This window comes from Blattabacterium cuenoti (genome assembly GCF_014251375.1).
Taxonomy (GTDB): Bacteria; Bacteroidota; Bacteroidia; order Flavobacteriales; family Blattabacteriaceae; genus Blattabacterium; species Blattabacterium cuenoti_K.
Window position 1 is genome coordinate 321,562 of sequence record NZ_CP059187.1, and the last position, 18,505, is coordinate 340,066.

The 18,505-nt window shown below is 28.3% G+C and carries 13 protein-coding genes, 2 tRNA genes and 1 pseudogene; 8 read left to right on the forward strand and 8 right to left on the reverse strand.

The window, feature by feature from the left end:
• Window position 1 precedes the first annotated feature (1 nt).
• The 4 genes from ligA to H0H71_RS01530 all read left to right on the forward strand — a co-directional run bounded on the left by ligA (window position 2) and on the right by H0H71_RS01530 (window position 5,966).
• Window positions 2-2,026 (forward strand): NAD-dependent DNA ligase LigA, encoded by a 2,025-nt coding sequence (gene ligA, locus H0H71_RS01515; protein ID WP_185855809.1) that lies wholly within the window; start codon window positions 2-4, stop codon window positions 2,024-2,026.
• A 144-nt stretch (window positions 2,027-2,170) separates the two neighbouring features.
• Window positions 2,171-4,573 (forward strand): endopeptidase La, encoded by a 2,403-nt coding sequence (gene lon / locus H0H71_RS01520; RefSeq protein WP_185855810.1) that lies wholly within the window; start codon window positions 2,171-2,173, stop codon window positions 4,571-4,573.
• Window positions 4,574-4,652: 79 nt separating this feature from the next.
• Window positions 4,653-5,870 carry a diaminopimelate decarboxylase gene (gene lysA, locus H0H71_RS01525; RefSeq protein ID WP_185855811.1) on the forward strand — a complete coding sequence of 406 codons (1,218 nt, stop codon included), beginning with the start codon at window positions 4,653-4,655 and terminating at the stop codon, window positions 5,868-5,870.
• A 5-nt stretch (window positions 5,871-5,875) separates the two neighbouring features.
• Window positions 5,876-5,966: transfer RNA gene (locus tag H0H71_RS01530), tRNA-Ser, on the forward strand.
• Between the two features lie 648 nt (window positions 5,967-6,614).
• Here the strand turns inward: H0H71_RS01530 and metG are convergent.
• Complete coding sequence (gene metG / locus H0H71_RS01535) at window positions 6,615-8,303, reverse strand: methionine--tRNA ligase (protein WP_185855812.1); 1,689 nt, start codon at window positions 8,301-8,303, stop codon at window positions 6,615-6,617.
• Window positions 8,304-8,340: 37 nt separating this feature from the next.
• Between metG and H0H71_RS01540 the strand changes: the two genes are divergently transcribed.
• Entirely contained in the window at window positions 8,341-9,237 is an 897-nt protein-coding gene (locus H0H71_RS01540; protein ID WP_185856479.1) for a 5'-3' exonuclease, read from the forward strand.
• A 49-nt stretch (window positions 9,238-9,286) separates the two neighbouring features.
• Here H0H71_RS01540 and nadD read toward each other — a convergent pair.
• Together nadD and H0H71_RS01550 are read right to left on the reverse strand one after the other, a co-directional pair.
• Window positions 9,287-9,882 (reverse strand): annotated as a pseudogene (gene nadD, locus H0H71_RS01545) (nicotinate (nicotinamide) nucleotide adenylyltransferase).
• Between the two features lie 14 nt (window positions 9,883-9,896).
• Window positions 9,897-11,012 carry a porin gene (locus H0H71_RS01550; RefSeq protein WP_238784431.1) on the reverse strand — a complete coding sequence of 372 codons (1,116 nt, stop codon included), beginning with the start codon at window positions 11,010-11,012 and terminating at the stop codon, window positions 9,897-9,899.
• Window positions 11,013-11,200: 188 nt separating this feature from the next.
• Here H0H71_RS01550 and H0H71_RS01555 point away from each other — a divergent pair, with 188 nt between their 5' ends.
• The 3 genes from H0H71_RS01555 to ribB all read left to right on the forward strand — a co-directional run bounded on the left by H0H71_RS01555 (window position 11,201) and on the right by ribB (window position 15,172).
• Window positions 11,201-13,102 (forward strand): FtsK/SpoIIIE family DNA translocase, encoded by a 1,902-nt coding sequence (locus tag H0H71_RS01555; protein WP_185855814.1) that lies wholly within the window; start codon window positions 11,201-11,203, stop codon window positions 13,100-13,102.
• Between the two features lie 81 nt (window positions 13,103-13,183).
• Entirely contained in the window at window positions 13,184-14,485 is a 1,302-nt protein-coding gene (locus tag H0H71_RS01560; protein WP_185855815.1) for an LptF/LptG family permease, read from the forward strand.
• Between the two features lie 36 nt (window positions 14,486-14,521).
• Window positions 14,522-15,172, forward strand: a complete 651-nt coding sequence (gene ribB, locus H0H71_RS01565) for a 3,4-dihydroxy-2-butanone-4-phosphate synthase (protein ID WP_185855816.1) — start codon at window positions 14,522-14,524, stop codon at window positions 15,170-15,172.
• Window positions 15,173-15,211: 39 nt separating this feature from the next.
• Here ribB and H0H71_RS01570 read toward each other — a convergent pair.
• The 5 genes from H0H71_RS01570 to H0H71_RS01590 all read right to left on the reverse strand — a co-directional run bounded on the left by H0H71_RS01570 (window position 15,212) and on the right by H0H71_RS01590 (window position 18,501).
• Window positions 15,212-15,285 (reverse strand) — tRNA-Asp (locus H0H71_RS01570).
• A 17-nt stretch (window positions 15,286-15,302) separates the two neighbouring features.
• Complete coding sequence (trxA, locus tag H0H71_RS01575; protein WP_185855817.1) at window positions 15,303-15,623, reverse strand: thioredoxin; 321 nt, start codon at window positions 15,621-15,623, stop codon at window positions 15,303-15,305.
• A 42-nt stretch (window positions 15,624-15,665) separates the two neighbouring features.
• Window positions 15,666-16,754, reverse strand: coding sequence for a M20 family metallo-hydrolase (locus H0H71_RS01580; protein ID WP_185855818.1), 1,089 nt, complete (start codon window positions 16,752-16,754; stop codon window positions 15,666-15,668).
• A complete protein-coding gene (argB, locus tag H0H71_RS01585) occupies window positions 16,745-17,539 on the reverse strand; it encodes an acetylglutamate kinase (RefSeq protein ID WP_185856480.1) in 795 nt (264 codons plus the stop codon). Before argB ends, H0H71_RS01580 begins: the two co-directional genes overlap by 10 nt.
• A 2-nt stretch (window positions 17,540-17,541) precedes the next feature.
• Window positions 17,542-18,501, reverse strand: coding sequence for an N-acetylornithine carbamoyltransferase (locus tag H0H71_RS01590; protein WP_185856481.1), 960 nt, complete (start codon window positions 18,499-18,501; stop codon window positions 17,542-17,544).
• Between the last annotated feature and the right edge of the window lie 4 nt (window positions 18,502-18,505).

Consider the following 18,505-nt stretch of genomic DNA (forward strand, 5'->3'; position numbering starts at 1 on the left):
CATGGATAATCAAAAAAAAAACATCAAAGAAAAAATACATAAACTCAGAAAAGAATTGTCAGAATATAATAAAAAATATTATCTGTTGGACACTTCTGATGTTTCAGATTACGATTTCGATAGAAAATTAAAAGAATTATCTCTTTTAGAAAAATCCCATCCAGAATTATATGATCCTACATCATCTCCTACAATAAAAATAGGAGGGGGAATTCATCCCTCCTATTCAATAAATTATCACAAATATAAAATGTACTCTCTTCAAAATACCTATTCTAAAAAAGAGTTAATAATTTGGAAAAAACGGATAGATCAATCTATTTCATTCACATCACTTGTATGTGAACTGAAATATGATGGGGTCTCTATCAATTTGATTTATAAAAACGGATGTTTAACCAATGCTTTGACTCGTGGAGACGGTGAAAAAGGAGAAAATGTAACAGAAAATGTACTGACAATTCAATCCATCCCCTTAAAATTAAAAGGAAATCACTATCCTAAGTATCTGGAAATACGGGGAGAAATTTTCCTTACAATAAAAAAATTTCTTGAAATAAATGCAGAACGTATAAAAAATGGAAAAACTCCATATGCGAATCCAAGAAATACGGCTAGTGGAACACTAAAAATTCATGATAGTAAAGAAGTATACAAACGAACTTTGTCCTGTATTGCTTATACAGTTATAGGAAAAAATTTGCCTTTTAATACACAATATCAATCTCTAAAATATCTCCAAAAATGGGGATTCGAAGCTACAAAAACTGCTCGACTTTGTAAAACAATGAAAGAAGTTTTCCATTTTATAAACTATTGGGAAACACGGAAAGAGAAGCTTCCATATCAGATTGATGGAATAGTTATTAAAGTTAATGAATACCAAAAACAATTCCTTTTAGGAAACACAAAAAAATATCCAATTTGGGCGATTGCCTATAAATTTAGACAAAAATTATCAGAAACAAAATTATCCAACCTCACTTTTCAAGTAGGTCGTACTGGAATTATTACTCCTGTTGCCCATGTTATTCCTATAGAAATTTCGGGAACAAATGTAAAAAGAGTTGCGCTTTATAATAATCGTTTTATACAAAAAATGGGAATTCATCATGGAGATTCACTTTTTCTAGAAAAAGGAGGAAATGTGATTCCAAAAGTCACTAAAATAAATGTAAAAAAGAGATTAGAAATCCCCTATCCAATCTCATTTTTAAAAAAATGTCCATCATGTAATAGTCCTTTAAAAAAAGAAAAGGAATTATTCTATTGTATTAATAGCAGAAACTGTCCTTCTCAAAAAATTGGGGTTATCCAACATTTTGTTAGTCAGCAAGGAATGAATATACAAGGAATTGGAAATGAAATGATTAAAAAACTATACAAAAAGGGATTTTTATGTAATATTTCCGATTTATATAGACTAAATAAAGAAAAAATTATTCAAATAAATGGAGTAAAAGAGAAATTAGCAAAAATACTACTAAATAATATACAAAAATCTAAATCAAATCCTTATCATAAAGTTCTCTATTCTTTAGGAATTCGTCATGTAGGTGAAGATATTTCTAAAAAATTAACAGAACATTTTTTGAATATAGACTCTTTAATATCTGCTGATATTAATCATTTAACGTCTATTTACGGAATAGGAAAGAAAATAGCAGAAAGTATAAAAACTTATTTTTCTATTCCGGAAAACAAAAATATGATTGAAACTCTTATAAAAGATGGATTACATTTTTCAAAATGTAATCCAAAAAAAGATTCTCCTCTTCAAGGAAAATATTTTGTTTTTACGGGAAAACTGTCTCAAATGACTCGAAATAGAGCTAAAAACATAATAGAATTTTTAGGTGGAAGAGTTTTTAATAGAGTGAATAATAAAACTCATTTTATAGTTGTTGGAAAGAATTTTGGTTCCAAACTAGAAAAATGCATCAAAAAAAAGAACATACAAATTTTAACTGAAGAAATTTTTATGGATCTGATTGAAAAAAAAATAAAAATTTTAGAGAAACATTAAGAATCATTTTGAACGAAAAATAGAACGGATTGATGGTTTTGTTTTTCATATAGAAAACAGTATATTTAATTTCTAGGTTAGTGGTGATTTTTATTAATATTTATTGATTGATCATCAAAGTAAGAGTAAGAAATCTATTTTTTTATGTTACTAAAAAATATATTTACAGAATCTGGATTCGAGTCTGAAGCAGAATTTATTCCTTTAATGAGTCAAGATGAAGAAGATCAGCTACTTAAAGATGACATTCCTGAACAATTATGCATTTTAACAGTAAGAAATATGGTTTTGTATTCTGGAATTGTTTTTCCAATTATAGCAGGAAAAAGTGGATCAATACAATTGTTACAAGATGCTTATGGACTTGATAAAACAGTTGGAGTTTTAACACAAAAAAATTCTGGAATAGAAAATCTTAGTGAAAAAGATTTATATTCTATTGGAACAGTAGCCAAAATATTGAAATTATTAAAAATGCCTGATGGAAATACTACTGTTATTTTACAAGGAAAAAGAAGATTCAAAGTAAACCGTTTTATTCAAAACGATCCATATTTTAAAGCGGAAATTATAGCTTTAGAAGAGAATAAACCTTCTTGTAAAGATAAGGAATATTTAGCTTTGGTTGAATCCATCAAAGAAATTGCTATAAAAATCATTCAGGATAATCCAAATATTCCATCAGAAGCGAGTATTGCTATTCGTAATATAGAAAGTCCCTCTTTCTTAATCAATTTTGTAGCAGCTAATATGAATTTATCTACTAGAGACAAACAAAAGTTGTTAGAGTACGATGATTTAAAAAAAAGAGCAATGGAGACATTACGTTTTCTCAACGTAGAACATCAACAAATAAAACTAAAAAATGATATTCAGTCACGTGTTCGTAGTGACATGGATCAACAGCAAAGAGAATATTTTTTACATCAACAAATTAAAGCCATACAAGAAGAATTAGGAGATATTTCTTATGAAAAAGAGATTGATGAAATGCGAGCCAAAGCTTACAGAAAAAAATGGACTAAAGAAGCGAAGAGACAATTCGATAGAGAACTCTTGAAAATGCAAAGAACGAATCCTCAAATGCCTGAATATACGGTACAAAGAAATTATCTAGAATTGATGATAGATCTTCCTTGGAGAAAATATTCAAAAGATAGTTTTGATTTAGAATTTGCACAAAAAATATTAGATAGAGATCATTACGGGCTTGAAAAAATTAAAGAACGGATTCTAGAATATTTAGCCGTCTTGAAATTAAGAGGAGATATGCGTTCTCCTATTCTCTGTTTTTATGGTCCTCCTGGAGTTGGAAAAACTTCTTTAGGGAGATCTATAGCAACTGCACTAAAAAGAAAATATGTCCGTATTTCTTTAGGAGGATTACACGATGAATCTGAAATACGTGGACATAGAAGGACTTATATAGGGGCTATGCCAGGAAGACTTTTACAATCTATCCGAAAAGTGGGGACATCCAATCCCGTTTTTGTTATTGACGAAATTGATAAAATTGGAATAGGAGCCAATGGGGACCCATCCTCTGCCATGTTAGAAGTTTTAGATCCGGAACAAAATACTTCTTTTTATGATAACTTTTTGGAAATGGGATATGATTTATCAAAAGTATTGTTTATTGCTACAGCAAATTCCCTTTCAACCATACACCCAGCTCTTATAGATAGAATGGAGATTATAGAAATGAATGGATATATTGTGGAGGAAAAAACACAAATAGTAAAAAAACATATTATTCCTAAACAATTGAAAGAAAATGGATTAAAAAAGTCTGATTTAATTCTTGGTACTAAAGAAATTGAAAAAGTGATTGAGAGTTATACCAGAGAATCTGGATTAAGGACTCTAGAAAAACATATTGCTAAATTAGCACGTTATGTCGCTAAACATATCGCTATGGATAAAAAATATGTGAAACATTTAAGTCTAGAAAAGATAGAGGAAATACTTGGAATACCAAATGAGCCGGATCGTTATGAAGGAAATAATGTTACAGGTGTAGTAACGGGTTTAGCTTGGACTAATTTTGGAGGAGATATTTTATATATTGAATCCAGTTTATCGAAAGGAAAAGGAAATTTAAGTATTACTGGAAATTTAGGAGAAATCATGAAAGAATCTGCAACCATTGCTTTACAGTATATTAAATCTCATTATGAAGAATTTCATATAGATCCTAAAATGTTTGAAGAAAAAAATGTACATGTTCATGTTCCTGAAGGATCTGTTCCTAAAGATGGCCCCTCTGCAGGAATCACTATGTTAACTTCTCTAGTCTCAAGTTATACAAAAAGAAAGTTAAGACCTCATTTAGCTATGACTGGGGAAATCACATTAAGAGGAAAAGTTCTTCCTGTAGGAGGAATTAAAGAAAAAATTTTAGCTGCTAAACGAGCTAATATAAAAGAAATTATTCTTTCACAAGAAAATAAAAAAGATGTAGAGGAAATTAAACAAGATCACTTAAAAGGATTAACTTTTGATTATGTTAGAAATATGAATGATGTGATTCATTTAGCCCTGAAATAATTCATCATTTCATTTTCACTTTTAATTTGAGTGATTTGTGACTTATGTGTATGTATGTAGTAGTAATGAATTAGAAAATATGAGTTTACCAGTTCATAGAAAACAGTTGATTCAATTAGGTAAAAAATACGGAACTCCTCTTTATATATATGATTCTGGAAAGATCGAGAAACAATATATAAAAATGAGAAACGCTTTTCGTGGAGTGAAATGTTTAAGAATCAATTATGCTTGTAAAGCGAATACTAATCTGAATATTTTAAAATTTTTACATAAATTGGGTAGTGGATTAGATACAGTTTCTATTCAGGAAGTTGAACTAGGATTAAAAGCTGGGATTCCCGCAAAACATATTATATTTACTCCAAATTGTGTTTCTCTACAAGAAATAAAAAAAGCGGTTAATTTTGGAGTAAGAATCAACATAGATAATCTATCCATTTTAGAACAATTTGGGGATGATCATTCAGATTATCCTGTAGGAATAAGAATTAATCCACATATAATGGCAGGAGGAAATTCAAAGATATCAGTTGGACATGTAGATTCTAAATTCGGAATTTCTTACTATCAAATTCCTCATATGAAAAGAATATTGAAAAATACAGGTCTTAAAATAGAGGGATTTCATATGCATACAGGATCTGACATATACGATGTTGAATCCTTTTTACAAGGAGCAAGAGTATTATTTCAAATTGCTATAGATTTTCCATATCTTGATTATATTGATTTTGGAAGTGGATTTAAAGTTCCATATAAAAAAAATGATCTAAAAACTGATCTTACTTATTTAAGTTGTTCTATCACAGAAAAATTCAAAAATTTTTGTAAAAATTACGGAAGACCCATTACTTTGATTTTTGAACCAGGTAAATTTTTGGTGAGTGAATCTGGATATTTTTTAGTTAGTGTAAATGTGGTCAAACAGACCCCTTCTACAGTTTTTGCGGGAGTTGATTCAGGGTTTAATCATTTTCTTCGTCCTATGTTTTATGATGCTTATCACTGTATTGAAAATATTTCTAATCCTAATGGACGTTTTCGTTTTTACACAGTAGTTGGATATATTTGCGAATCAGATACTTTTGGATTTAATCGGAAAATATCTGAAATCCGGGAAGGAGATCTTTTATGTATAAAAAATGCAGGGGCTTACTGTTATTCTATGTCTTCTAATTATAATTCCCGTTATCGCCCTTCTGAAGTTATGATTTTTAAGGGAAAAGACTTTCTTATCAGGAGAAGAGAAACGATGCAAGATATTCTTAGAAATATCGTAGAAATACAAATATAAATATAGGAGAGATGGCAGAGTGGTTAATTGCGTCGGTCTTGAAAACCGTTGAGGTTGTTATTATTACCTCCGGGGGTTCGAATCCCTCTCTCTCCGCTAATTGGAATAAAATAAATTTTTATACGATCGAATTTCTTCATGAAAATTTTTACTTTCTTATGTTGATGAACAAACTCCAAATAAATAGGATCCACTTTTTTCACAGAAAATTGGAAACATAGTTGATCGTTTTTTCTTACTGGAATTTTAAAATGAAAATTTCCTTTTAAATATACTTTGTAAAGTTTTTTATCATTCTCATTATTGTAAATTTCTTTGAAAGAAAGATCATCAAAATCATTTATCAATAATAGATCCATTCCGTCTTTTTTAGATATTTTTTTCTCATCCTCATCAGTAGAATAATAATCATAATAGTTGTTGTTAGAAGAGTTATTATTATGATGAGGATGATTTTTTATACCACCACTTACAACAAACTGACCATCAAAAGGAGCTTTTATGATTTTTCTACTATTATTTTTTATTATTATTCCAGTAGTATTATTAGGAGGTGTCCATAAAAGAAAAAATGGATCTTTTTTCCTATTATAACATTGACTCAACATGTAATAATAAGTAGGATCTATTTTTACTTGTTCCCTCCTACTTTCTTTTGAAGAATTTTTTTCTAAAAAATCATTTTCATTGCATGAAAAACATAATAATAAAAAAAACAGAAAAAAAAATTTGCAATTCATTATATTATTTTTTTATTTTAAGTTTATGAAGTTGTCTTTCAACACTTTCATTTGTTATTTTATTAAATAACAATAGAGAATTTTCTTTTCCTAACAAATGTCCTGGGCACAAGATTTCTTCTACGTTTTCTATTTCGTTCCAAAAACAAGCTTCCAAACGAAGAATTTCTAACAATTTCTTTGAAGTGTTTGGAAGAAATGGCTCTGCTAATTGTGCAATCATTCCAACGATTTGCAAAGATACATAAAGAATAGTTTTTAATCGTTTAGATTGAGAATAATTCCAAGGTTCTTCTTGAGTTAAATATTTATTTCCAATTCGAGACAATTCCATAAAACAGATTAAAGCTTCACGAAATCTGTAGGTTTCAATCAAATAACTGAGACTTTCTGGAGTTTTTTTTATTTTATTTAAAATTTTTTTGTCATCAGTAGATAGAATTCCCGGATTTGGAATTCTTCCATTGTTATATTTTTGAATCAAAGTGATACTGCGATTAACGAAATTTCCTAATACAGATATCAATTCATTATTATTTTTTCTTTGAAAATCTTTCCAATTGAAATTATTATCTTTTTTATCAGGCATATTTGCTATAAGAATATAACGAAGAGAATCCTGTTGGTTGGGAAAATCTTTTAAATATTCATGGACCCATACGGCCCAATTTCTGGAAGTGGATATTTTCTCATTTTCTAAATGAAGAAATTCATTAGCATGTACTTGATATGGAAAGATATATCCACTATTATATGCTTTCAGCATAACTGGAAAAATGATACAATGAAACACAATATTATCTTTCCCTATAAACTGAATTAACTTAGTGTTCTTTCCTTTCCAATAAGGTTCCCAATCTATTTTTTTACGTTTTGCCCATTCTATGGTTGAGGAAATATATCCTATAGGGGCCTCAAACCATACATAGAGAACTTTTTTTTCTTTTTCTGATACTACTGATATGGGAACTCCCCAATTTAGATCTCTTGTTATAGCACGAGGTTGTAATCCTTGATCTAACCAAGATTTAGCTTGTCCATATACATTTATTTTCCAATTTTTGTGATTAGTTAAAATCCATTTTTCTAAAAAATTTTGATATTCATTTAATGGTAAATACCAATGTTTCGTTTTTTTCAAAACGGGATGACTTCCACTAATCGTAGATTTTACCCCTATTAATTCTTCAGGACATAACGAGGCTCCACAACTTTCGCATTGATCTCCGGAAGCTTTCTCATTTTTACAATGGGGACAGATTCCGGAGATATATCTATCCGGTAAAAATTGCTTAGCTTCGTTGTCATAATATTGTTCAGATACTTTTTCAAAAATTTTTTCTTTTTGACAAAGCTTTTTGAAAAAAGAAGTAGAAATTTCGTGATGAATATCTGTCGAAGTTCTAGAGTAGTTATCAAAATGTATTCCAAAATTAGTAAAACAATCTTTATTCATGGAATGATACTTATTAACTATTTTTTGAGGAGTTGTATTTTCTTTTTTAGCTTGTATCGTAATAGGTACGCCATGTTCATCCGATCCACATATAAAAATAACATCTTGATTCTTACGTCTTAGATAACGAACAAAAAGATCTGCAGGCAAATAAACACCTGCTAAATGCCCTATGTGAATAGGTCCATTTGCATATGGTAATGCAGCCGTAACTGTATATTTATATGATTTTTTCATATTACATATGATTTAAAATACTGCTATTTTTTTTATGATGAATAATAATAAAAAATTATTTTTAATAGATGCATATACGATTCTTTATCAAGGATATTATGCTTATATAAAGAATCCTCTTTTTACTTCTAAGGGATTAAATACCTCTCCTCTTATCAATTTTACTTCATTGTTAATGAAGATCTTGAATGAAGAAAAACCCTCTTATATGTCCATTATTTTTGACACAAGTCAAGAAACTTTTCGTAAACAAGAATACTGTCAATATAAAGCTCATAGAAAAGAAATCCCGAAAGCTATTTCTATTTCTATTCCTTATCTAATGAGAATTTTAAAATCTTTTCGAATTTCTTTTCTTCATGCTCAATATGGATACGAAGCAGATGATCTCATTGGAACTATAGCAAAGAAAGCAGAAAAGAAAGGATATAGTATTTATATCACTACTTTGGACAAAGATTTTTTCCAACTTGTCACAGAAAACATAAAAATTTACAGACCCCCTTTTAAAGGAAACCCAAAAAAAGTATTAGGAATTAAGGAGATTAATGAAAAATTTGGGATTCAATCTCCAGAACAAGTTATAGATTTATGGAGTATGATGGGAGATTCTTCCGATAATATCCCAGGATTGCCAGGAATAGGAGAAAAAAATGCAAGAAAATTTATTCAAAAGTATGGAAGTCTTGAGAAATTATTCAATTCTACTCATGATCTTAGTGGAAAAATAAAAAAAAATATTGAACTGAACAAAAAATTAGGTTTTTTATCCAAAAAATTAGTCACAATTGTGACTAATGTTCCCGTTGATTCTTTTCATGAGAAAAAACTTTTGGTTAAAAAACCAAACTGGAATTCCATAGAAAAAATATTTTCTGAACTTGAATTTAGAAAATTATTAAAAACCGCCTATCAATATTGTAAAAAAAAATAGAATTAGAGTAGTTGGACTCCTTTTCTATTTTTTTTACAATTCGAACTAATTAATTAATTGAATACTCATCTAATCTATTAGAAAAAAAATTATGTTTTTTCATATATCCCCAAACTTCTGGAAAAAGAAAAGGTTTCATATTTTTTCCTTTTTGAATAGAATTTCGAATAAAAGAAGAAGAGATTTCAATTATTGGAGCTTTCAAAAAACAGATTTTTTTATTTTTAAATTTAGAAAAGTATCCAATACGGGGATACACAAAAATATCATATTTATTTAAAATAATTTTATAATCTTTCCATTTTTTTATGGAAGAGAGAGCATCTCTTCCTAAAAGGAGATAAAATTTATGTTCAGGATATTTTTTATCTATCATATCAAGTGTATGAATGGTGTAAGAAGGATACAATCCAGATTCTATATCTAAAACACTCATTTTTTGATAGTCTGAAATGGCTAGATGAACCATTTTCATTCTATGTGAATAATCTAAAAGATTCGTTTTTTTTTTAAAGGGTTTTGTGGAGAAACCACAAACCAAACGGAATATATATCTAAAAATTCTACTATATGATTAGCGATCATAACATGCCCTAAATGAATGGGATTAAATGATCCAAAATAGAGGCCTATATTTTTTTTCATATTAATATTTATAATTAAAATAACTGAATACGATAATTCAACCCTAAAGAGATTGAATGATCATTTTTATTTTCTTTTTGAAGAATTTTATTTGTATCCAGATACAATACCTTTCCTCTTGTATATACCAAATACAACCTGATCTCATGATTATGGTTTATTATAATAGGATGTTTATATTCTATTCCTACAGAATAAGCATATGCTCTTTTAAATAACTGATCTTTTAATATCCAATGAGTTCCATCAATTCCTTCTTTAGATCGTCCCATCTCATATACTCCTTGCGTAAAAAAATTCCATCTTGGGGGAAAGTTGTAATGTAATTTGAGTAAATAAGTAGCATATGTAACAGGAGAAACTTTTTTAATAGGATTTCTATGAGTATTCCTACTTATTAAAGAATGAAAAATTGTTGTTAAATCTCCATTTCTTTCTATATCTTCATCACTGAATACGTAATCCATCTCTATAGAGAAAGGAGAAAAATCCAACTTACTTCCCAAAGATAATAACTTCCAAAATTTTTCTTTATGATTCTCTTGGAAAATAGAATAGGCCCATCTATTTTGTATTTTATGAGCACTCCAATTCCAATTCAATGAATATCCCATAGGATAACGGACAGGTCTTAGATTGATGATTGGTTGTTCATGTTCATATTGATTCTTATTCTTAATACTATTTAGAATTTGAAATAGAAATTCATGATTTTTTATTGGAGTATAAATAAAATTCATCCCAACAGGATTCTCTTTATTTTTCTCTGAAAAAATACTTACAAAAGTAACTGGTAGTTTTCCTATCAAAAAAGATAACTTTTCATTACATCTATATTTTAAATAAGCTAAATGAATATTCATAGTAGGAGTAGTAGTATCAGTTGGATTATCAATTTTATTATTATTGTATTCCAATTTTTTTTCTTTTTCAGGGTCCATTTTCTTCTTTAAAAAGAATCTTTGGGAAAAATGATAACTGATTTTTTCATTCGCCTTTCCTATCGTTTCTAATTTTAATTCATCTGTAGAAAAAAAGACTCCATCAAAAATATTTCTTTCCAGAACATCTTTTTCAAAAGGATTTTTTTCAATTCTAGAATTAACACTACTCGTAAAATCTATGTACATGTTATCACAGAAGTGACTCCTTGTTGTTTGGGGGAGTACATTTTCACTTTCACTGTGTAAAAAAGTATGATCGACTAACAAAAAAAAGAATCCAATAAAAATGAATTTCATATTTATATAAAAATTTTTATCTTAAATATTTAAATTTAAATTGATTGAATTTCAATTCAAAATCTTTTAAGATAAGAATGCCAAAAAATCTGAAAAATACAAAAAAAAATAAATATATTATTGAAACTATTTTTGGTTTTTTCTTACTGGGAAAGAGTATTTTTTTATTCTTAAGTTTTTTTTCTTTTCTTTTCCATTGGAAAAATGATCAAAGTCAAATCTATAACCTCTTTGATAAAGATATAGTGGCAGAAAATATATTAGGTAAAATAGGAGCAAAAATTTCTCACTTTTTTATACACTGTGGAATAGGAATTAGTGCATTTTTTCTTCCATTATTATTTTTTTTTTCAGGGTTAAGAATCCTTTTTGGATTCCAAGAACTCCTGTACAAATCCATAACCTATAAATTTTTTTTTTTCAGCATATGGCTTCCAATCACTTTTTATCTGATTGCACCTGATTATGGAATATTGAGTGGAGTTTTTGGTTTTGAGATAGGAAATTTTTTGATCAACTTATTTGGAAAAGTAGGGGTAGGAATTTTGGTCACTACAAGTATTCTTCTTTACAGTATCATCATATTTCGTATTTCTACTCCTGAATTAAAAAATGGAATACAACACACTTTCAACTTCAACGTAGTATCCACCATATTTTTTAATATAAAAAATTTTTTGATCAAGAAAAAAATAAAAAATGCTAAAATTCAAATTCACAATAGTAAATTTTTTTCTTTCAAAAAAAAAAAGAAAAAAAATGATATTCATGAAATCCTATCTTACAAAGACAAAAATGAATGTTCTTCATTGGAAAATAGAATTAGAATGGAGAATCAAAAAGATTTAGAAAATAATAAAAAAAAAATAGTTCAAGTATTAAACTATTACAAAATAGACGTCTGTAAAATAAAAACAACTATAGGGCCTACTATCACTTTATATGAAATTTTTCCTAAAGTTGGAGTTCGGATTTCAAAAATAAAAAACTTAGAAAATGAAATTGCTTTAAATTTATCCGCTTTAAGAATAAGAATTATAGCTCCTATTCCTGGAAAAGGTTCTATTGGAATAGAAGTTCCAAATAATAAGTGTTTTCCAATATATATGAAAAATATTCTTTTTTCGGAAGAGAGTTTCAAAAAAAGTCAGGATATGGAACTTCCCATTTCATTAGGAAAAACAGTTTACAATGAAGTTTTTATTATAGACTTAGCAAAAATGCCCCATTTGCTTATAGCAGGATCTACTGGACAAGGAAAATCTGTTGGATTAAATGCTATAATTATATTTTTGCTATATAAAAAAAATCCAGAAGAAATCAAATTTGTTTTGATTGATCCAAAAAAAGTAGAATTATCTATCTATAAAAAAATTTCCCAATCTTATTTCGCTATACTACCGAATTCATCCAATTTGGATCCGATCATTACAAACATACATGAAATAAAAAATGTATTAAATTCTTTATGTAAAGAGATGGATAAACGATATGCTATTTTGGAAAAAAAAATGGTTAGAAATATTCAAGAATACAATGAAAAACATGAAAAAAAATATCATTTACCTTATATCATACTAATTATTGATGAATTTGCAGATTTAAGTCTTTCTTTTAAAAAAAAAGAAATAGAAAAATATATTACCCGTTTAGCACAATTAGCCCGTGCTGTAGGGATTCATTTAATTCTCTCTACACAACGTCCCTCTGTCGATGTGATAACTGGATTAATAAAATCGAATTTTACAGCAAGAGTTGCATTTAGAGTAAGCTCTAAAATAGATTCTAGAACAATTTTAGATTGTACAGGAGCTGAACAATTGATTGGAAAAGGAGATCTTCTATTTTCTAATAGAAATGAATTAATCAGATTACAATGTCCTTTTATTGATATATATGAAATTCAAAAAATAGTTGATTTTTACGGAAAAAAAAATGTGAAAAAAAACGAATACTTTTTTTTACCAAAACCTGATTAATCTTTTAATTAATCTGAATAAGATTATTATATATTATTATGTATTTCAATTAGTTGTATTATTAAATATGGATAAATAAAAATGATAATAAAAAAGCTTGATGGATACATGATCCGTTTATTTATAGCTCCTTTTTTAGTTATTTTTTGTGCAGTATTTTTTGTATTTATTGTTCAATTTTTTTGGAGTAAAATTGATGAATTAACAGGAAAAAATATTAATATTTTCATAATACTAAAATTTGTATTTTACTTCGGAATTTCTATCATTCCGTTAATTACGCCTGTTTCTATATTGTTGACCTCTATCATGACTTATGGAAATATTTCAGAAAACCAAGAACTTACTGCTATAAAATCTTCTGGTATCTCCCTTTTTCGTGTAATGAAACCTATTTTTTGGATCACAGTCATGCTATCTATAGGATTATATTTTTTATCTGATTTTGCTATTCCAAAAGCAAAAAGAAAAGCCCAGGAATTAGGATATCAAATTTTAGTAGCTGATCCTTCTTTAAGATTAAAGGAAGGGGTTTTTGTTAACTTTTTTCCAGATTTATTCATAAAAATAGATAAAAAATCTGAAAAGAATAAAAATCACTTAGAGAATATATTTATTTTTTTTTATGGAAAGAATTTATTGATAAATACTATTTTTTCTCAAAAAGGAATTTTAATTCCAAATAAAAAGGATGGGTCTCTTAAAATAAAACTAATTAATGGAGTTTTTTATAGTGAAAGTCATAATAATGTAGATAAAAAAAATAAAACATCTCCTTATCCTTATCAAATAGTCACATTTGATACTTTAATTCAATCTTTCAAAGTCCCAAAAAAAGGGATAAAAAATTGGGATGATTCTGATTCTTATCAGACCATGTCCACAAAAAAATTGCTCAAAAAAATAGATCTTTTAAAAAAAGAAAAAAAAAAATTTGATTCCAAATTTCAGGAAAAAAATTATAATTTCCTTTTTGAAAGAAATTCAAATTCAAAAAAATATAGGAAAATGAGTGATCATTTATCCTTTTTAATAAATCAACTTCAACATCAGAAAAATATTCTGAAAGAAAAAGAAATTCATTTAGCTAAGTATCAACTAGAACTACAAAAAAAATTGACATTACCAGTTACATGCATTCTGATGTTTTTTACTGGAGCTCCTTTAGGAGCTCTAATCAGAAAAGGAGGAATGGGACTTCCAATTATAATGGCCCTAACTATATTCACCATTTATCATACTTTATTGACTATTAGTCAAAATCAAGTAGAAAAAGCTGAAATATGCCCATGGATAGGAGCATGGATTCCAAATTTTACTTTTTTGATTCCAGTAAGTATAGGGATTACTTACAAAACTGTAATGAATGATTTTTATATATAAATATAAATATAACAACAACGACTAACAAATAAAAAAATGGGGGTTTATTCTAATCTTGGGGATCTAAATTGTATTGAAGAAGCTTTGCAAGACATACAAGATGGAAAACTTATTATTGTGGTTGATGACAAAAATCGTGAAAATGAAGGAGATTTTATTGTCGCTGCAGAAAAAATAACACCTAAAATTGTAAATTTTTTAATCACTCATGGAAGAGGATTAGTTTGTGTTTCCTTAACAGAGGAAAGATGTGATCTATTAGAACTTCAGATGATGGTAAAAAATAATACAGACCCTAGAAAAACTGCTTTTACAGTCTCCGTAGATGTACGTGGAAATGGCGTTAGAACTGGAATATCCGTTTCAGATAGAGCAAAGACTATTCTTGCCCTAGTCAAAGAAAAAACACCAGAATCTTTCAATAAACCAGGTCACATTTTTCCTCTTCGTGCAAAAAAAGGAGGAGTCTTAGAAAGACCTGGACATACAGAAGCTGCGATTGATATAACTAGAATGGCTGGATGTGCCAGACCTGGTGGGGTATTGGTGGAAATTCTAAATAAAAATGGATCTATGGCACGTCTCCCCCAACTAATTCAAATTGCTAAAAAATTTCATATGAAAATTATTTCCATAGAAGATTTAATTGAATATAAAACTAGATCTAGATATAATTATTCTAAATAGAGATAGATGTATGGATGGGAATGAGTTTAAAAAAAATAGCGGTCTGGACGGGATTTGAACCCGCGACCCCATGCGTGACAGGCATGTATTCTAACCAGCTGAACTACCAGACCATAAGTTTTTTAACTATTTAAATTAAGGCATCTAATTTTTTTCTGATTTCCTCTTTGGAAGCGATTCCAATATGCATGTCTTTTTTTTCTCCGTTTTTAAAAAAAAACATGGTAGGAATACTACGTATTCCATATTTAGAAGAAATTTTTGGGTTATTATCTACATTTAACTTGACCACTAATGCTTTCGCATGATATTCAGTAAATATCTCTTCTAAGAGAACCGATAAAGTTCTACAGGGAGCGCACCATGGAGCCCAAAAATCTACCAAAATTGGTTTATCAGATGATTCAGAAACAATCTTTTCAAAATTTTCATCGTTGATTTCTTGTATCATATTTTTTCCATTTAAAACAAATTTACCTTTTTTGTTTTAAATTCAAAAGTGAAAATCTTTTAACAAACGAATGTAAATATCTATTCCATCTAGAATTTCTGAAATCAGAATGTATTCATTAGGAGTATGAGAACGGACACTGTCCCCCACACCCATTTTTATGGTAGGAAATGGCATAAGACTTTGATCAGAAAGAGTAGGAGATCCATAAGTTTTTATTCCTATGAATTTCGCTTTCAATACAATTGGATGCATTGGATTGATAAAAGACGAATTGGAATGATAAGAACGTGGTTTTACTCTGGAACGAATTTTTTTTTGTAATATTTCAATCAATTCCTCATTTTTATATAATTCATTGGTTCTCAGATCTATCACGAAAGAACAAGAATCAGGAATAACATTATGCTGAATCCCACCTTTTATTTGAGTGACAGTTAATGTTGGAAATCCTAGGAATTTAGATTTTCTATCAAACTGAAATTTTCTTAAAAATTCTATGTCTTTTGTAGCAATATAGATAGCATTAATTCCTGCTGTATCTCTTCTTGCAGAATGTCCTGTTTTTCCTTCAGCAACGCAATCTAATACCATTAATCCTTTTTCAGCTATAGCAACTTTCATATTTGTTGGTTCTCCTACTATTCCTAAATCTATAGATCCTAATTCAGGTAAAATAGATCTTACGCCTAGTGCCCCCGAAATTTCTTCTTCTGCAGTAATCGCAAGTACTAATCTATAAGGTAATAAAGAAAAGCTGCTTAAGTATATAAAAGTAGAAATTAATGAAACTACGGAAGCTCCTGCATCATTGCTACCTAATCCTATTATCAATTGATCTTCTTTTTTTTTTGCAGTAAAAGGATTCGTTTTCCAATTTTTACCAGGTTTTACTGTATCATGATGAGAATTTAATAAAATAGTACGTGGATTTTCTTTTTTAGAAAAATTCGTATTTTCTGTCCATATATTATTATATTTCCTTTTTATATGAAATCCATATCTAGAGAGATAGGATTCTATTAAAAGAGAGACCTTTTTTTCTTTTCTAGAAAAAGATGGAGTATTGATTAATCGTATGAGAAGCTGTATTGCTTCTTCCTTCAAAACTTTCAAATTCATTAGAGACATAAAATAGTCTTATTATTAACGTCGTTTAAATAATAAGGAAGACCTATACTGACCTTAGAAACTCCATTTTTTAATGCAAAAAAAGCATTTTCTAATTTTGGGATCATCCCATTTTTAATAGAATTATTTTTTTTTATTTTTTGAAATAAACGAAAGTCTATTTTTTGTAGATAAGATTCAGAATCATGTATATTTCGCAATACTCCTTTTTTTTCAAAACAAAAATGTAACTCTACTTTTACTCCTACAAAATTGGTCAAAGATATGGCTATGTACGCCGCTATGGTATCTGCATTTGTATTGAGAAGATATCCTTTACCATCATGAGTTATAGGACATAATACAGGAACTATATTCTTTTTAAGAATCCATTTTATTAAAGACGTATTAACACTACTTTTTCTGTTGAGATCTCCTACATATCCATAATCAATAATATTTGTTTTTGTTTTTTTACGAAAATACGACTTAACACAATTTCCATCAGCTCCACACAATCCCAGGGCATTACAATCATAAGACTGTAATTTTGCTACTATTTTTTTATTTATTAGACCTGCATAAGTCATAACTACTACATCAAGAATATTTTTGTCCGTAACTCTTCTTCCTTGTATTAATTTTGTAGAAATTCCCATTTGATCAGAAATAAGATTAGCTTTTTTTCCTCCTCCATGAATCAAAATTTTATTTCCTTTTAGTTGGCAAAATGCTTTCAAAGAAGAACTAAGTAATTCTTGATCATTAATTAAATTTCCTCCAATTTTTACTACATGAATTTTCATGTTCATGATAAAGATTGTAATATTTTCAAAAAAATTATTTGCGCAGCATAAATTCTATTTTCTGCTTGTCTCAAAACAATGGAATATTGACTATCTAAAACTGCATCTTCCACTACTATATTTCTCCTGATTGGTAAACAGTGCATAAATTTAGCTTGATTCGTTAATCTCATTTTTTTTTCCGTAATCATCCAATCAGAATCACGGCAAAGGACTTTTCCATAATCTATATAACTACTCCAATTTTTAGCATAGATGAAATCTGCATTTAAAAATGCTTCATTTTGATGATATGTAATATTAACTCCTTTAGAAAACTTTTCATATAAATCATATTTTTTTGGACAAGTAATGGTAAAATCTATTTCCTCTATTTGAGAAACCCACTGAGAAAAAGAATTTGCCACAGAATGTGGCAATGGTTTTATATGTGGAGCCCAACTTAACACTACTTTACATTTTTGTTTTGTTGAATAAGGTCTTAATTCTGCAATAGTCATAACATCCGCTAAAGACTGCAAAGGATGCAAAGTCGCACTTTCCATATTGACTACCGGAACTTGAGAATAAGTTAAGATTTTTTTAAAAAGGACCTCTTTGTAATCATAATTTCTGTCTAAAAGATTAGGAAAAGTTCTAATTGCAAGAATATCACAATATAGACTCATTACAGAAATTGCCTCTTTAAAATGTTCTTGAGTCTTTTCCATTACAACTCCATCACTCATTTCAATCTTCCATGAATCCTTATGAATGTCTAAAACCCAAGTATGACATCCTAAGTTAAAAGCTGCTTTTTGACAACTAATTCTTGTCCGTAAACTAGTATTGAAAAAAACCAATCCAATTGTTTTATTTTTTCCAATATCTTGAAATAGGAATGGATTTTTCTTCAAATGGATTGCTTCTTTAATGAGATCAGACACGTTATCTACATCTTCTACACTAAAAAAATTTTTCATCATT

What these genes read in the sequence shown, in the direction of transcription:
- trxA (WP_185855817.1), bottom strand. Translation starts at nt 15,623, where the DNA reads ATGATACAAGAAATCAACGATGAAAATTTTGAAAAGATTGTTTCTGAA.
- H0H71_RS01555 (WP_185855814.1), top strand. Translation starts at nt 11,201, where the DNA reads ATGCCAAAAAATCTGAAAAATACAAAAAAAAATAAATATATTATTGAA.
- metG (WP_185855812.1), bottom strand. Translation starts at nt 8,303, where the DNA reads ATGAAAAAATCATATAAATATACAGTTACGGCTGCATTACCATATGCA.
- H0H71_RS01560 (WP_185855815.1), top strand. Translation starts at nt 13,184, where the DNA reads ATGATAATAAAAAAGCTTGATGGATACATGATCCGTTTATTTATAGCT.
- H0H71_RS01590 (WP_185856481.1), bottom strand. Translation starts at nt 18,501, where the DNA reads ATGAAAAATTTTTTTAGTGTAGAAGATGTAGATAACGTGTCTGATCTC.
- H0H71_RS01550 (WP_238784431.1), bottom strand. Translation starts at nt 11,012, where the DNA reads ATGTACATAGATTTTACGAGTAGTGTTAATTCTAGAATTGAAAAAAAT.
- lon (WP_185855810.1), top strand. Translation starts at nt 2,171, where the DNA reads ATGTTACTAAAAAATATATTTACAGAATCTGGATTCGAGTCTGAAGCA.
- lysA (WP_185855811.1), top strand. Translation starts at nt 4,653, where the DNA reads ATGAGTTTACCAGTTCATAGAAAACAGTTGATTCAATTAGGTAAAAAA.
- argB (WP_185856480.1), bottom strand. Translation starts at nt 17,539, where the DNA reads ATGAAAATTCATGTAGTAAAAATTGGAGGAAATTTAATTAATGATCAA.
- H0H71_RS01580 (WP_185855818.1), bottom strand. Translation starts at nt 16,754, where the DNA reads ATGTCTCTAATGAATTTGAAAGTTTTGAAGGAAGAAGCAATACAGCTT.
- H0H71_RS01540 (WP_185856479.1), top strand. Translation starts at nt 8,341, where the DNA reads ATGAATAATAATAAAAAATTATTTTTAATAGATGCATATACGATTCTT.
- ligA (WP_185855809.1), top strand. Translation starts at nt 2, where the DNA reads ATGGATAATCAAAAAAAAAACATCAAAGAAAAAATACATAAACTCAGA.
- ribB (WP_185855816.1), top strand. Translation starts at nt 14,522, where the DNA reads ATGGGGGTTTATTCTAATCTTGGGGATCTAAATTGTATTGAAGAAGCT.